This is a genomic window from Hyalangium minutum (genome assembly GCF_000737315.1).
Lineage (GTDB): Bacteria > Myxococcota > Myxococcia > Myxococcales > Myxococcaceae > Hyalangium > Hyalangium minutum.
Genome location: NZ_JMCB01000003.1, coordinates 325,744 through 340,113 on the forward strand (window position 1 = coordinate 325,744; position 14,370 = coordinate 340,113).

Below are 14,370 nucleotides of genomic sequence, written 5' to 3' on the forward strand. Positions count from 1 at the left end.
CTTCTTCACTGAACGGCGAGGACTCGTCCCTTGCCATCAATGGCGTAGATGGCTCCTGCATCGAAAAGGAGGAAGCCTGTTGTATCAATCTGGCATTTGGCGAAGTCTGGGGAGAAGGACACGAAGAACAGGTTGTCATTCACCTTGAGCACAGAGACGTCATAGATATCCCGGCGCAGGAGGCATTTCGCCATCTGCTCGTCATGCGCCACGGCCTTCACGCCCGGGGGCATGAACTCGTTCCTGGCAACCTCCAGCGCTGCCATGGAAGGGCCGTCTAACCGGACGGCGTTCTCGTACGAGTCAGGGAACACAACCTTCTCCGCTTCAGCGGGAGGGGCCCACTCGGCACCTCGGTATTTGTAGTAGCCGAAGAATGAGCAACCCGGAAGGAGAGTGGAGCAGCAAGCTGATAGAAGCAGTGGCTTCACGAAGCCGTGATCTGTCATGGGAGCCAATCCTTGCCGTCTATCATTTGAATGTTGCCCGCTTCGTCATAGACGCGACCAATGGCTTCAAGGTGGTTGTCGCGGAGAGCGGAAACGACTTGGGTCACCATGTTAAAAGAGTAGGCTCTGCATGTTCCGTTCTTCTCCCTAAAAAAGAGCCACAACTCACGCTGAATGACCTTGCCCGTGGTTCTATCGACGGCACGGGAGGGATGCCAGCGGAGCCTCAAGTCTTTCGCGGAGAACTTGCGGTTATGAGGGTGCGTATGCGCGCCTCCGACAATGAGTGCGTCAAGATGAAGGGGATCGTTCAAGACGAGAGGGATGAGACACGTCTTGACTCCCTTGCTTCGGTACCGTTCGTGGCGCCTCCTTGGCTGGTCATCAGTTCACAAGCGCTGTGCGCGAGTTCTTCTTGTGACTTGAAGGGACCGGCCAAGGGGCCGTCAACTTGTAAGCGACCATCGGGAAGACGGCGTGCTCTGAGGTTCGGGTTTGGGGCGCAGTTGGCCAAGAGTAGGCCTGATGCCAGGGCCAGTAGCCTCCGCAATCCACTGGGGCGGGCCCTCGATTTCACACCAGCCACATGCACGGGCTTGTCGGTCATGACGAGGTGTGGCAAGGCAGGAGTGGCCCCCGTCAGATGATTAACTACGGCCAGTAGTCCAGGTGCATGGCCTTGCGGACCTGGGCCAGGGTGCTCGCTGTCACTTGGCGGGCGCGGTCGGTGCCGTCCTTGAGCAGGCGCATGACCTCGGCGGGATCCTTGGCGTAGTCCTCGCGGCGCTTGCGGATGGGGCCGAGGAACGCCTCGAGCACCTCGGCGAGCCGGCGCTTGACCACCGAGTCGCCGAGGCCGCCGCGCCGGTAGTGGTCCTTGAGGCCTTGGACCTTCTCGGTGTCCGGATCGAAGGCGTCCAGGTAGGTGAAGACGGGGTTGCCCTCGACGGTGCCGGGATCTTCGACGCGCAGGTGCTTGGGGTCCGTGAACATCCCCTTGACCTTCTTGGCGACCACGTCGGCCGGGTCCGACAGATAGATGGCGTTGCCCAGGGATTTGCCCATCTTGGCCTGGCCGTCGGTGCCGGGCAGCCGGGCGATCTGCGGGATGAGGGACTCGGGCTCCACGAGGACTTCGCCGTAGGTGCGGTTGAAGCTGCGGACGATCTCGACGGTCTGCTCGATCATCGGCCTCTGATCCTCGCCAACCGGGACGAGGTTCGCTTTGAAGGCGGTGATGTCTGCGGCTTGGCTGACCGGGTAACAGAGGAAGCCTGCGGGGACCTGCGCCTCGAGCTCGCGGATCTGCGCCTCATCGGCGTCTGCGGGGGCGCGCTGCAGGCGACGGAACTCTTCCTTGACCGTGGGGTTGCGCTGGAGCCGGGCCACGGTGACCAGGTTCAGGTAGTACATGGCGAGCTCGGCGAGCTCCGGCAGCATGGACTGGATGCAGAACGTGGCGACCTTGGGATCGAGCCCGACTGCCAGGTAGTCGAGGGCGACCTCGGTGACGTTCTGGCGCACCTTGACGGGATTATCGGCGTTGTCCGTCAGCGCCTGCATGTCCGCCACCAGGATGAAGGTGCGGTACTGGTGCTGGAGTTGGACGCGGTTCTTGAGCGAGCCGACGTAGTGCCCGAGGTGGAGGGGACCGGTAGGGCGATCGCCAGTGAGAATCGTCTTGATGGGCGCCTCTGACATAGGGAGCCCAGCGTTTAGCCGTCCGGTCCTGGCCCGTCAATTGGAGCGGAAAACGAGCCGTGGGAATGGCCATGGGAGGGCTGGGGGACCGGGCGGAAAGGCCACGAAAACGGTCACGAACTTAGTTTACATAACGCATCTTATCAGACCCAACGCCAGAGGGAGCCAGGGGAGAAACCGGGCCACCAGACGCCGGGTTTCCCCTTCATGGGCTCGTTATTTTGGCCTGCTTCTACGGCTTGGACTTCTTGAGGAGACGCTGGCCGGCCTCAATCGCCTTCTTGGCGGTTTGAGCGACCACGCCGGGCTCCGTTCCGGCTGTCTCCACGCCCATCGCTTCGAGCACGGCTCTTCGGAGCCTGAGGCTCTCGAGCACGATCGCGTTGACGCTTCGGCCAGTGGCTTTGACCTCTTCTGCAAGCTCGTGCTCCTCGTAGGCGGGAAGCTGGATGGTGTGCTGCGACAGCTCAGGCTGCTTGGGCATGGTGGCGGTCTCCAGGTGAACGACGGTGTTGGCGGAAGAAGTTCCAGGGGCGCTTTGTCACCCTACCGCACAGGTAGAGTCGATCGCACCCTCCTTCATGGGTTTCGTCGACCCCAGAACCTGCCAGGTTCTCCTCGGTGCCAGGTTGTCCCGCCAACGGCCCGTCATGCAGGCCCGTCTTCGCGCTTCACCCGGCCACCCGTGGGACGTACCGTGTCCGGCCTATGCATCTCCTCCGTCGCGGCCTCATGGCCCTCTGCCTGTCGACCCTCCTGACCGGATGCCCGGACAAGCAGTCCGCCACCCTCGCTGACGGCGGCGTGGCCGAGGCCCCCCAGGATGCAGGCCCAGCCGCGCCTCCTCCCGCCGCCTTCACGGTCCGCTACCAGCTCAATGATGGAGGCATGGAGGCCATCCCCCTTGCCGTCGACGAGCGGCCCACCATCGAGTCCACCTCCATGGTCGAGCTCCGAAGCTCCATCGGCCTGCGCAATTACCGCATCCGCCTCTTTGATGAGGCCGAGCGCGCCATGGTCTCCGATGACTCCGCCGAGGAGTCTCCCTCCGGAGTCACCTACCGGATCGCGCTGCCCACTCCTCTCAAGTCCGGCCACAAGTACACGGTCGTCCTGGATGCCCAAACGGGCTCATCCATGACCGATGCCCTCGGCCGCGAAGTCGAAGATCTCCGCTTTGAGTTCCAGGTGGCCGGCGAGAAGGAAAAGGACGCCCCTCCGCCCCCGCCCAAGAAGAAGAAGAAGGGCCGGTAGCCCGCGCCTCAGAGCTCGCGCAGATCCCGATCCTGGCTGCGCACCCGGGCGATCGTCTCCATATCCCGCTCCGTGGGCCCCAGCTCCAGGATGAGCTTACTCACGTCGTACAGCACGTCCCCGCGGTGGAACACCGGCAGCCGCGGTACGTCCTGGTTCAGCTCGTCCGCGCCCTTGTTGTACGTGACGTCCATCAACGTCCGCAGCTGGAACGCGTCATAGAGGTTGTACTCCACCAGGAACCGCAGGGCCTCCACGTCCCCCCGCGCCTTGTATGCCCGCCACAGCAGCACCGCGTCCCACCCGTTCACGCCCCGCAGGTGCGGCGGCCGGCCCATGCCCAGGCTGTCCTCGATCTCCTTCAGCCCGCCGCCCATCCCCAGCCGCTTCGTCACGAACCGCAGATCGATGTGCGCGTCCGGCTTTGGAAACCGGGACTCGCCGAAGTAGTCCCGCAGCACCGGCGCGTCGAAGCACGTCCCGTTGAACGACACCCAGAGCCGCCGCGCCGCCATCGCCTCCGGCAGCGCGTCCATGTTCCGGCCGTGGATGAACACGTGCAGCCCGGCGCTGTCGAACAGGCTCACCACCGTGGGCACCTGCTGCTCCCGCCCATCCGTCTCGATGTCGAAGAACAGCGCGTCCTCGGCGAAGTCCGGGTACAGCCGCCAGTGCTCCCGCGACGGCACCAGCTCCACCAACCCGCGCAGATCCTTCCGCGCCAGCGCCTCCCGCGCCTTCGCGATGTACTCGCGCGCCACGCCGTCCGACTTCTTGCTGATGGCCGGTGCGCCCGTGCCCGCCGCCGGAAAGTCGTCCCACGTGCGGATGCCCTGCGCCCAGAGATCCTTCTCCCGGTACGGCCCCACGCCCGGAATGTGCTGGAACGTCCGCTGCAACATCACCGCGACAGCTCCATCCTTCCCGCTACCAGGTCCTCCAGCAGCGGAATGTCCGCCTCGCAGAACGGCAGCGCCGTCATCTCGGGCGGAGTCAGAAACCGCAGCGCGTGCGCCCCGAGCGGCTTGGGCTCACCCGACACCCAACGGCAGGCGTACAGCACCAATTCCACCGTGAGATCCGGGTACGTGTGCTTGCCTTCCCAGAGCCGCCGGCCCACCGCGAGCTCGACATCCAGCTCTTCGCGGCACTCGCGCGCCAGGGCGGCCTCATCCGTCTCGCCGGACTCCACCTTGCCGCCGGGGAACTCCCAGAGCAGAGCCCGGCTCCCGCCAGGCAGCCGCTGCTGCACCAGGTACCGCGAACTGTCTCCGGGCTGCGGAATCAGCGCCGCCACCACCCGGACCGTCCTCGGCGCTCTACCCGTCAACCGCCGCCCCCGTGCAAGCGCAGCGCATACAGGTACCCGTTGTTCGACAAGACGTACGCCGTGGAGCCCTGGACGGTCGGTGCCGCGCTGATGCCCTCGCCCGGGTTCCAGGCCAGCCGGGAATGCCCCGTCTTCGGATCCATGAAGAGCAGCGCACGCTGGTTGGGCACCAGCAGCAGGCCCCGCGCCATCACCGGCGTTCTGCCTGCCCGCTCGCCCAGGTTGTGAGACCACAGCATCCGGCCCGTCTCGCCCAGGTACGCATCCACCCGGCCCTCGCCGGCGGCGAACACCACCTCGCCGCGCGCCAGCAGTGACGTGATCCCCGCCACCGTGGTCGTCCACTCCACATCCCCAGTGTCGGCGCTCAGGGCGTACAGCCCGCCCTGGTACGAGGCCGCGTACACCCGCCCCGCGTCGTCCACCACCGGTGTGGTGTCCACATCCAGGAACTCGGTGGCCCCGCCCGCCAGGGACTTCTCCCACTTCGTGGTGCCGCCCGTGGCATCCAGCGCCACCAGGTAGCCGTCGGCGAAGCCCACGTACACCGTGGTGTCCTTCACCACCGGCGCCGAGACGCCGTGGATGGTGAAGCCGCTGGGCGGATCCCGCCGGTACTGCCAGGCCCACTTGCCCGTCTCGCGCTCCACCGCGAACACCGTGTCGCTCTCCGAGGCCACCAGCACCCGCCCACCGGCCAGCACCGGCACCGTCGCGAGCGACTCACCGGCCTCGTACTTCCACTTCAGCTCGCCCTTGCGCACATCCAGCGCGTACAGGAAGCCGTCGCCGCCGGGCACATAGGCGATGCCCTCGTGCACCAGGGCACCGGCGTTGAAGCGATTGCCCGTCTTGAAGGCCCACTCCACCTTGCCGCCGGGTGCCACGCTCCGGACGAAGCCGTCCCGGGTGAGCGTGATGACACGGCCCGACTCCGGATCCACCGCGGGCGAGGCGAACTCCCGAGGGGCGTACTCCCACTGCGTCGGCTCTACGAGCGGCGTCCACCAGCCGACCTCGAAGAAGTCGGCCGGGGCCTGCCGGAGCTCGGAGCTGACCGGGTTGCCGTGAAGGGGGACGGAGTTACACGCGCCGAGAAGCCCCGCCGCCCCAATCCCCGCCACCCACTGCTTCCACGCGCGGCGCTTCATGCGCCTCCGTCCTTCTTGCCAGCCTCAGGCTCCGGCGGGGGCGGGATCTTCACGCCTTCAGCGGCCAGCAGCGACGTGCGCTCGGTGGCCAGGCGGGCCGCCGCCGAGCCCGGATGATCGATCGGAAGCTTCACGAGGACGGCGGCCGCGTCCTCCTTCTTCCCCTGGAGGATGAGGATGCGAGCACGGTGGTACTGGCCCATGCCCTCCAGATAACCGCCCGAATCCACCTTGGACATCTCATCGAAGGAGGCGAGCGCCTGGTCGTACTTCTGCTGGGCCTCGTAGGCGTAGCCCTGGCCCTCGAGCGCCCCGGCGCGCATCGGGTCGTTCTGCGGTGCGTCCTTGAGGAACTCGGCGTAGGCGGCCAGCGCCTCGTCCACCTTGCCCAGGCGATACTGGGCCTTGGCCAGCGGCAGGGCCGCCGTCGTGGCGGACGTGGTGCCCTTGTAGGCGTTACGGAAGGCCGTCAGCGCCTTCACCAACTCTCCATCCTGATCCTGGGCCGTCCTGAACGGGGCCTTGTCGCCCTCGGCGACCGGCTTCGCCTCGGTGCCCTCGGGGGTGGGAACGATGGGACGATCGAGGATCTCCAGGGCGGCGCCCAGCTCCTTGGCGGCCTTGGTCTCGCTGCGGTGGGAGAAGTAGGCGAACATCGCCACGATCAGGCCGCCCACCAGCAGTACGCCCACCGCCAGCGCGACGATCGTCTGGCGCTCGACCAGCCAGTGCTGAGCCTCGGCGCCCATCTGCTGGAAAGCGTCGGGCTGCTTGAGCTCTCGCTGGGTCATCTTCTCGGACTTGGCCACGTCGCAGAACCTCTTCTGTTCTTCTAAGGGTGCAAAAGGCGGCGCAATGTACGGAGCGCCTGCCCGGGGTGTCAACGCGAAGACGCTCAGTCCCGACGGGACGGCTTCTTCTTCTTCAGGTGGGGCTTCTTGCGGGACTCCCGCTTGGCCTTCCCCGGCCGCTCCTTGAAGAGCAGCCGCAGGGGCACCCTCAGATCGAAGGTCTTCCGGATCTGGTTGGTGATGTAGCGCTTGTACATCTCCGGCACGCCCTGGGGCACGTTGCACGTGAGGGCGAAGGTGGGCGGCGCCGTGCCCACCTGGGCGATGTAGTACAGGCGCAAGGGCTTGCTGTGGACGATGGGGGCCGGGTTGTTGTCCACCATGTGGTCCAGCAGCCGGTTGAGCTGCGGAGTGGGAGCCCGGTAGCGGAACTGCTCGGCGAGCTCCACGGCGATGTCCACCACCTTCTCCACCTTGGAGCCGGTGAGCGCCGAGGTGAAGACGATGGGCGCGTACCCCACGAACTTCAGCGAGTACTTCAGCGCCTCGCGGTAGGCCTCCTGGCGGCGCTGGTCCGTACCGATGAGGTCCCACTTGTTCACGACGATGACGAGCGCGCGGCCCTTCTCCTCGGCCAGGGCGGCCAGCTTGGCGTCCTGGTCCACGGCGGGCTCGGTGGCGTCCATGAGGAGCACGGCCACGTCGCTGCGGTCCATCACCCTCAAGGCCGCCATCACGGAGTACTTCTCCACGCGGTGGGCAATGGAGCGCTTGCGCCGGATGCCAGCGGTGTCCGTGAGGACAACTTTCTTGTCCTTGTAGGTGAGCGTCGAGTCGATGGGATCGCGCGTGGTGCCCGGCACCTCGCTGGCCACCAGGCGCTTCTCCTTCAGGAGCGCGTTCACCAGCGTGCTCTTGCCCACGTTGGGACGGCCGATGATGGCGATGCGGATGGAGCCGTCGTCAGGGCGCTCCTCGGAGTCCTCGCCCTCCTTCTTGGCCGGGAGCTTGTCCAGCAGCGTCCCCGCGAGGTTCTCGATGCCCAGGCCGTGCTCGGCCGACAGCGGGAACACCTCGCCCAGGCCCAGCCGGAAGAACTCCGCCGAGAGCGCCTGGACCGTGCCGATCGGGCTGTCCAGCTTGTTGGCCACCACGAGCACCGGCTTGCCGCTCTTGCGCAGCAAGGCGCCCACGGCCTCGTCCGCGGCGGTGAGCCCGGCGCGCCCGTCCGTGACGAAGAGGATGACGTCACACTCCTCCACGGCGAGCTGGGCCTGCTCGCGCACCTCCTTGAGGAGCACGTCCTGGTCGCCGGGCACGAAGCCGCCCGTGTCGATCACCGTGAAGGTGCGGTCTCCCCACGAGGCGTCCGCGTAGTGGCGATCCCGGGTGACACCGGGCACGTCCTCCACCAGCGCGGCACGGCGGCGGATGAGGCGGTTGAAGAGCGTGGATTTGCCCACGTTGGGGCGTCCGACGATGGCGACCAGCGGTTTCATTTACTCGTACCCCAGCTTCTTGAGGCCCTCGCGGCGCTCGCTCCAGCGAGGCTCCACGCGGACCCGGAGGGACAGGTACACGTGCGCCCCCAGCAGCCGCTGGATGGCCTTGCGCGCGTCCGTGCCAATTGTCTTCAGCATCTGCCCCTGCTTGCCGATGATGATGGCCTTCTGGCTGTCGCGCTCCACATAGATGGAGGCGGCAATCCGGATGAGGCCCGCAAGCTGCCCCTCGGGCGTGCCCGGCAGGGGCTCTCGCTCGGACTCGTCGAACACCTCCACCAGCACCGCGGCGGAGTATGGGATTTCCTGGCGGCAGTGCCGCAGCACCTGCTCGCGGATGTACTCGGACACCAGCGTGCGCTCCTGCTGGTCGGTGAGCATCTCCTCGTCGAAGATCTTCTCGCCCTCGGGCAGGTGCTGGAGCACCACCTGGAAGAGCCGGTCCACCCCGTCTCCCTCGCGCGCGGAGATGGGCACCACCTCCGCGAACGGGAACTCGTTGCGGAACAGCTCGATCAGCGGCAGCAGCTTGGCCTTCGGAAGGCTGTCGATCTTGTTGATGACGAGGAAGGTCGGCTTGCGGATCCGCTGCAGCCGCTCGAGGATCATCCGGTTGCCCGGGCCCACCTCGGGCTTCTCCCCGCCGGGCGGCTCGATGACGAAGAGGACGAGGTCCACCTCCTCGGCGGCCTGGAGGGCTGTCTCCACCATGTAGCGGTTGAGCTCGCCCTTGGCCTGGTGGATGCCGGGCGTGTCGATGAAGGCAACCTGCCCCTCGGGGCGCGTCACCACGCCCAGGATGCGGTTACGGGTTGTCTGCGGCTTGGGAGAGACGATGGCGATCTTCTCGCCCGTCAGCTCGTTGAGCAGCGTGCTCTTGCCCACGTTGGGGCGCCCAATGAGCGCGGCAAAGCCGCTGCGGTAGGTCTTCGAGGCCATTGTTGCGAAGGTGATCTGAAAGCCTCTTCCGAGGAGGAGGCTCCGTGGGACTGCGGGTGCGACCGGTGCTCCCCTGCCCGCCTGCATGGCGGGCCGAGGGCTACGGCGCGGACGTCGAGATGGTCAGCTTGTTGATGCGGACTTCCGTGGTGGGCCGGTCGTTCCGGTCCTTGGTGATGTGGTTGGCGATGCGATCGACGACCTCATAGCCCTGTACCACCTCGCCGAAGATGGTGTGCTTGTTGTTGAGGTGCGGGGTGGGCACCACGGTGATGAAGAACTGGCTGCCGTTGGTGTTGGGCCCCGAGTTGGCCATGGCCAGCAGGCCCTTCTTGTCAAAACGCTTGCCGCTCTTGAACTCATCCTCGAAGCGGTATCCCGGGCCGCCCGTACCCCGGCCGAGCGGATCGCCACCCTGGATCATGAAGTCATCAATGCAGCGGTGGAAGATCGTCCCGTCGTAGAGCGGCTTGCCCGTCATGCGCTGGCTCGTCTGGGGGTGCGTCCACTCCTTCTCCCCCGTGGCCAGCCCCACGAAGTTCTCCACCGTCTTCGGGGCATCCTTCGGGAACAGCTTCACCACCACCTGACCTTCGGTGGTGTCGAAGGTGGCGTACAGATCATTTCCCTCGCGCGCCTCGTCCATCATGCCCATCTGTGGCTCCGCTTGTAGTGGGACTGCCTGCGCTACTTCGCCTTCTTCTCCACGGCCTTCTTCGCGGCGCCCTTGGCACCCGCGGCCGGAGCGGCGGGGACGCCCTTGGGCGCCTTGTCGCTCAGCTCGATCTTGGTGAGCTCGATCTCGGTGTTCGGCCGATCCATCGCGTCCCGGGGAGCCAGGGAGATCTTCTCCACCACGTCGTAGCCCTTCACCACCTCGCCGAAGATGGTGTGGCGGTTGTTGAGGTGGGCTGGGGTGGAGGTGGTGATGAAGAACTGGCTGCCGTTGGTGTTGGGGCCCGCGTTGGCCATGGCCAGCAAGCCTTTCTTGTCGAACTTGCGGCCGCTCTGGAACTCGTCCTCGAAGCTGTAGCCACCGTCGCCCATGCCCGTGCCCATGGGATCCCCGCCCTGAACCATGAAGTTGGGGATGACGCGGTGAAAGATTGTCCCTTCATAGAGGGGCCGCTTCGTCTTCTGGCCCGTCCTCGGGTCCGTCCACTCCTTCTCGCCAGAGGCCAGCCCCACGAAGTTCGCCACGGTCTTCGGGGCGTCCTTGGAGAAGAGCCGGACGACAATGTCGCCCTGGCTCGTCTTGAGGGTAGCGTAGATGTCTTTGCCCTCCTGCGCCTTCTTCGTCCACGGGCCGGGGGTGGGCTGCGCCCCGGCGACGGTGGCGGCCAGAACCAGGGAGGTCGCGAGCAGTCGGAACATGGCGGGGGACCCTATTCGGAACCCTCCCCCCGTCCAAGGGGTTTCACTTCGAGGTGTCGTCCTTCCGAAGCATGTCCAGGGTGGCCCGGGCGGCTGCCTGCTCCGCCTCCTTCTTGCTGCGCCCCGTGGCCCGCGCGTACAGCTCCGCGCCGATGGACACCTCCACCTCGAATGTCTTCTCGTGGTCAGGCCCTGCTTCGGCCACCACCCGGTAGCGCGGGGAGACTTTCAGCCGATTCTGGACGTCCTCCTGGAGCTTCGTCTTGTAGTCCAGGCCGCTGCGGCCCTCGGCCACCCCCTCCAGGGCCTCCTGGAAGTGCCGGTCCACCAGCGCCATCACCGAGTCCATGCCCGCGCCCAGGTACACCGCGCCGATCACCGCCTCCATGGCGTCCGCGAGCACCGAGCTCTTCTCCCGGCCGCCCGTCATCTCCTCGCCCCGGCCCAGCAGCAGCAGCTCGCCCAGGTTCAACGCCCGGGCGATGCGCGCCAGCCCCTCCTCGTTGACGATGAGCGCGCGCAGCTTGGACAGCTCGCCCTCGGAGGCGTTGGGGAAGCGCTCCATCAACCGGTGGCTGATGGCCAGATCCACCACCGCGTCCCCGAGGAACTCCAGGCGCTCGTTGTCCTGGAGCGCGGAGTCCCGGTGCTCGTTGAAGTAGCTCTTGTGCGTGAGCGCCGCCAGGCCCAAGTCCTTCCGGGGCAGGGCCACCCCCAACCTCGTCTCCAGCGCCTGGACGCGCTCTTGAAGGCTCAGCTTGTCCACGGGCTTACTCCGCCAACTGGCTCGCCAACTCCTCGGCGAGCGCGTACGGATCCGCCTGCCGCTCGGCGATGCGGCTGGCCACCTCGTCCAACCGGCCGCGCTCTCGCTCCAGCTTCGCCAGCGCGCCCCGGAGCAGCCGCTCGCGCAGCAAGGCCACGAACTGCATGGCCGCGCGGCTGCGCTCCTTCTCCTTGCGCAGCCCCGTCTCCTCCAGGAAGGCCCGGTGCTGCTCGATCGCCTGCACCAGCTCGTCCACACCCTGGCTCTTGGCGGCCACCACCTTGAGGATGGGCGGCTCCCACTCGCGCGGGGGCGGCGTCTCCTCCACGTGGCGTCCTTCCGCCTTGGCGCGGACCATGCGGTGGTGCGCGTCATGGTCCATGGCCGGTGCCTTCACCGCGTGGCGCAGCTCCAGCATCATCCGCAGCTCGCGCACCATGCGGTCCGCGCCGTCCAGATCGGACTTGTTCACCGCGAAGACGTCCGCCACCTCGAGGATTCCGGCCTTGATGGCCTGCACGTCGTCCCCCATGCCGGGCACTGTCACCACCACCGTGGTGTGCGCCATCTGGGCGATGTCGATCTCGTCCTGCCCCACGCCCACCGTCTCCACCAGGACGATGTCCTGGCCCATGGCGTCCATGACGCGGATGCAGTCACCGGTAGCGCGCGACAGGCCGCCCAGGTTGCCGCGGGTGGCCAGCGAGCGGATGAAGACACCCGGGTCCGTGGCGTGCTCCTGCATGCGGATGCGATCGCCCAGGATGGCGCCGCCGGTGAACGGGCTGGTGGGATCCACCGCCAGCACCCCGACCCGCTTGCCCTGCTTGCGGAACCGGGTGATGAGCCGGTCCGTCAGCGTGGACTTGCCCGCGCCGGGCGAGCCGGTGAGGCCGATGATGTAGGCCTTGCCTGTCTTGGGGAACAGGGCCTGGAGGTCCGCGGTGGCGCTGGCCTCGCCGTCGTCGATGTGGCGCATCAGGCGCGAGGCGGCGCGCACATCGCCCGCGAGCACCCGCTGAGAGAGTGGTGTCACTGTTGCCAAAGCCTACTCCTGAGGCGAGTCCGGGCTGACGGCCTGCACGGCCGAGGCGGGAACCTTCAACAGGTTCGCCACGAACGGGACGACGCCCGGAAAGCCATCGAGTTCAAACCGATCCGACCAGATCTTCCCCGTCGTGCCGGCCAGGAGACCGCGGAAGGTGCGGCCCATCACCCGGCCCGCGGCGAAGCGGTACTTCTCGCCGTTCACGACCAGCTCCACCAGCACCTCCAGGGGGCTGCGCGGGGGAACCTGCGAGTGAGGACCGAAGGCCTGGGCGACCTCCTCATAGAGGACCCGGGCGCCCGGGCCCACGGCCGAGGCGGGGGGCCGGGCCAAACGCTCCTCGATGAGCGCGCTCAGGTAGTCCGCCAGGGCGGCCCGGTCCCGGAACTCGAACAGCTCGAAGCGGAACGGCGGCAGGCCGCTCAGCTCCTTGCCGTCGCGGCGCACCCGGGCCACATGGAACTGGCCATGCCTGTCCGCCACCAGCGTGAGCGAGAGGGGCCCGGCCTCCAGCTCGGTGGACAGCACCAGTGACTCTGGATCCAGATCCGGGTGCAGCCCCATGGAGTGCAGCTGCGCGGAGCGGCGCTCGATGTGGAAGAGGTAGTCATCGAAGGCGCCGCTGAGCACCAGGGCCACATCCTCCTGGGATGCCGCGGCGCTGAGGAGGACGGGAGTCATCCCCACCACCGCCGGAGGGGCCGCGGGGATCAGCCGATCCCGCTCGATGTGGAACGAGATGGTGGTGAGCGGCTGCCGGGTGACCGGGTTGATGGGGGCCGAGCTCTCGTCCAGCTCCAAGATGGCGATGGGGCCTTGGGCGCCCTGCTCGACGCGCAGGCCGAGCTGCTCAATCCGGGTGGTGTCCATGCGTCAGCCCTTGAAGATTTCGCGGGCGATGACGCTGCGCTGGATCTCGCTGGTGCCCTCGCCGATCTCGCACAGCTTGGCGTCGCGCAGGTAGCGCTCCACCGGGAACTCGCGCGTGTAGCCGTAGCCGCCGTGGATCTGCACCGCCTTGTTGCAGGCGCGCATGGCGGCCTCCGAGGCGAACAGCTTGGCCTGCGAGGCGGCCTGCGTGTACGTCTGGCCCGCGTCCGCCATCCACGCCGCGCGATGGACGAGCAGGCGTGCCGCGTCGATCTCCGTCTTCATGTCCGAGAACATCCAGCGCAGGCCCTGGAACTCGGCGATGGGCTGGCCGAAGGCGGTGCGCTCGCGGGCGTAGCGCACGGACTCTTCAATGGCACCTCGGCCCAGGCCCACCGCCAACGCGCCGATGGTGATGCGGCCCTTGTCGAGGATCTTCAGCGTGTCGATGAAGCCGTGGTCCACCTCGCCCAGCCGCTGCGAGTCCGGCACCTCCACGCCCTCGAGCACCAGCTCCGCCGTGTCCGAGGAGCGCATGCCCAGCTTTCCGTGGATGGAGCGCTGGCTGAAGCCCGGCGTGCCCTTCTCCAAGATGAAGGCGGTGATGCCCTTCTGGCGCTTCTCCGGGGCGGTGAGCGCGAGGATCACGAACACGTGGCCCACGGTGCCCTGGGTGATGAACATCTTGGCGCCGTTGAGGATCCACTTGTCGCCCTTGCGGACGGCGGTGGTCTTCAGGCCCGAGGCGTCCGAGCCGGAGGCGGGCTCGGTCAGGCCCCAGGCGCCCAGCCACTCGCCCGAGGCGAGCTTGGGCAGGTACTTCTTCTTCTGGGCGTCGTTGCCGAACACGCGGATGTGGCTGGTGCCCAGGCCGTTGTGCGAGGCCACCGTGAGGGCCAGCGAGCCGTCGTAGCGGGCGATCTCCTCCACGGCCACCGCCACCGCCAGGCTGTCCATGGCCGCTCCGCCGTACTCCTCGGAGACCAGCATGCCCAGCACGCCCATCTCGCCCAGCTCCCGGACGACCTCCGCCGGGAACCTCTCGTCTTTGTCCCACTCCCGAGACTGGGTTTTGACCTTGCGCTCGCAGAAGTCCTTCAGCGAGTTCTTCAGGGCGCGGTGACTCTCTGGAAGTTCGAAGTCCATGGTGTTCGAAATATCTAATCCCGAGGAGGGGGCAGTGGGTAGCGGAAGA

Annotated in this window: 16 protein-coding genes; 1 reads left to right on the plus strand and 15 read right to left on the minus strand. The window is 67.0% G+C overall.

What is annotated here, in order from left to right; translation table 11 throughout:
• Nucleotides 1–5: 5 nt before the first annotated feature.
• The 3 genes from DB31_RS07885 to DB31_RS07900 all read right to left on the minus strand — a co-directional run bounded on the left by DB31_RS07885 (nucleotide 6) and on the right by DB31_RS07900 (nucleotide 2,634).
• Nucleotides 6–449: a hypothetical protein gene (locus DB31_RS07885; protein ID WP_044184764.1), complete on the minus strand. Its 444-nt coding sequence runs from the start codon at nucleotides 447–449 to the stop codon at nucleotides 6–8.
• 651 nt (nucleotides 450–1,100) lie between these two features.
• On the minus strand, nucleotides 1,101–2,150 hold the full coding sequence (gene trpS / locus DB31_RS07895) for a tryptophan--tRNA ligase (protein WP_044184767.1): 1,050 nt from the start codon (nucleotides 2,148–2,150) through the stop codon (nucleotides 1,101–1,103).
• A gap of 232 nt (nucleotides 2,151–2,382) precedes the next feature.
• Nucleotides 2,383–2,634, minus strand: a complete 252-nt coding sequence (locus tag DB31_RS07900) for a hypothetical protein (protein ID WP_044184769.1) — start codon at nucleotides 2,632–2,634, stop codon at nucleotides 2,383–2,385.
• 224 nt (nucleotides 2,635–2,858) lie between these two features.
• On the opposite strand from DB31_RS07900, the gene DB31_RS07905 reads away from it, so the two are divergent.
• The gene (locus DB31_RS07905) at nucleotides 2,859–3,404 is read left to right on the plus strand and encodes a hypothetical protein (RefSeq protein ID WP_044184772.1); all 546 of its coding nucleotides are present in this window, start codon (nucleotides 2,859–2,861) and stop codon (nucleotides 3,402–3,404) included.
• Between the two features lie 8 nt (nucleotides 3,405–3,412).
• Here DB31_RS07905 and DB31_RS07910 read toward each other — a convergent pair whose 3' ends face one another.
• The 12 genes from DB31_RS07910 to DB31_RS07965 all read right to left on the minus strand — a co-directional run bounded on the left by DB31_RS07910 (nucleotide 3,413) and on the right by DB31_RS07965 (nucleotide 14,321).
• Entirely contained in the window at nucleotides 3,413–4,306 is an 894-nt protein-coding gene (locus DB31_RS07910) for a ribonuclease H-like domain-containing protein (protein ID WP_044184775.1), read from the minus strand.
• Nucleotides 4,306–4,734, minus strand: coding sequence for a (deoxy)nucleoside triphosphate pyrophosphohydrolase (locus tag DB31_RS07915; RefSeq protein ID WP_044184778.1), 429 nt, complete (start codon nucleotides 4,732–4,734; stop codon nucleotides 4,306–4,308). Before DB31_RS07915 ends, DB31_RS07910 begins: the two co-directional genes overlap by 1 nt.
• Nucleotides 4,731–5,885 carry an outer membrane protein assembly factor BamB family protein gene (locus DB31_RS07920; protein ID WP_052419795.1) on the minus strand — a complete coding sequence of 385 codons (1,155 nt, stop codon included), beginning with the start codon at nucleotides 5,883–5,885 and terminating at the stop codon, nucleotides 4,731–4,733. The genes DB31_RS07915 and DB31_RS07920 overlap by 4 nt, the downstream gene beginning before the upstream one ends.
• A complete protein-coding gene (locus DB31_RS07925; RefSeq protein ID WP_240486585.1) occupies nucleotides 5,882–6,694 on the minus strand; it encodes a tetratricopeptide repeat protein in 813 nt (270 codons plus the stop codon). The genes DB31_RS07920 and DB31_RS07925 overlap by 4 nt, the downstream gene beginning before the upstream one ends.
• Nucleotides 6,695–6,780: 86 nt before the next feature.
• On the minus strand, nucleotides 6,781–8,175 hold the full coding sequence (gene der, locus DB31_RS07930) for a ribosome biogenesis GTPase Der (protein WP_044184781.1): 1,395 nt from the start codon (nucleotides 8,173–8,175) through the stop codon (nucleotides 6,781–6,783).
• Nucleotides 8,176–9,117, minus strand: coding sequence for a GTPase Era (era, locus tag DB31_RS07935; protein WP_044184783.1), 942 nt, complete (start codon nucleotides 9,115–9,117; stop codon nucleotides 8,176–8,178).
• Nucleotides 9,118–9,217: 100 nt separating this feature from the next.
• Complete coding sequence (locus DB31_RS07940; RefSeq protein WP_044184786.1) at nucleotides 9,218–9,772, minus strand: peptidylprolyl isomerase; 555 nt, start codon at nucleotides 9,770–9,772, stop codon at nucleotides 9,218–9,220.
• 32 nt (nucleotides 9,773–9,804) lie between these two features.
• Nucleotides 9,805–10,491 carry a peptidylprolyl isomerase gene (locus DB31_RS07945; protein ID WP_044184789.1) on the minus strand — a complete coding sequence of 229 codons (687 nt, stop codon included), beginning with the start codon at nucleotides 10,489–10,491 and terminating at the stop codon, nucleotides 9,805–9,807.
• Between the two features lie 43 nt (nucleotides 10,492–10,534).
• On the minus strand, nucleotides 10,535–11,257 hold the full coding sequence (gene rnc / locus DB31_RS07950) for a ribonuclease III (RefSeq protein WP_044184792.1): 723 nt from the start codon (nucleotides 11,255–11,257) through the stop codon (nucleotides 10,535–10,537).
• Nucleotides 11,258–11,261: 4 nt separating this feature from the next.
• Complete coding sequence (gene meaB / locus DB31_RS07955; RefSeq protein WP_052419796.1) at nucleotides 11,262–12,293, minus strand: methylmalonyl Co-A mutase-associated GTPase MeaB; 1,032 nt, start codon at nucleotides 12,291–12,293, stop codon at nucleotides 11,262–11,264.
• 12 nt (nucleotides 12,294–12,305) lie between these two features.
• Nucleotides 12,306–13,175: a hypothetical protein gene (locus DB31_RS07960; protein ID WP_044184794.1), complete on the minus strand. Its 870-nt coding sequence runs from the start codon at nucleotides 13,173–13,175 to the stop codon at nucleotides 12,306–12,308.
• 3 nt (nucleotides 13,176–13,178) lie between these two features.
• Nucleotides 13,179–14,321 carry an acyl-CoA dehydrogenase family protein gene (locus DB31_RS07965; protein WP_044184798.1) on the minus strand — a complete coding sequence of 381 codons (1,143 nt, stop codon included), beginning with the start codon at nucleotides 14,319–14,321 and terminating at the stop codon, nucleotides 13,179–13,181.
• Nucleotides 14,322–14,370: the final 49 nt, after the last annotated feature.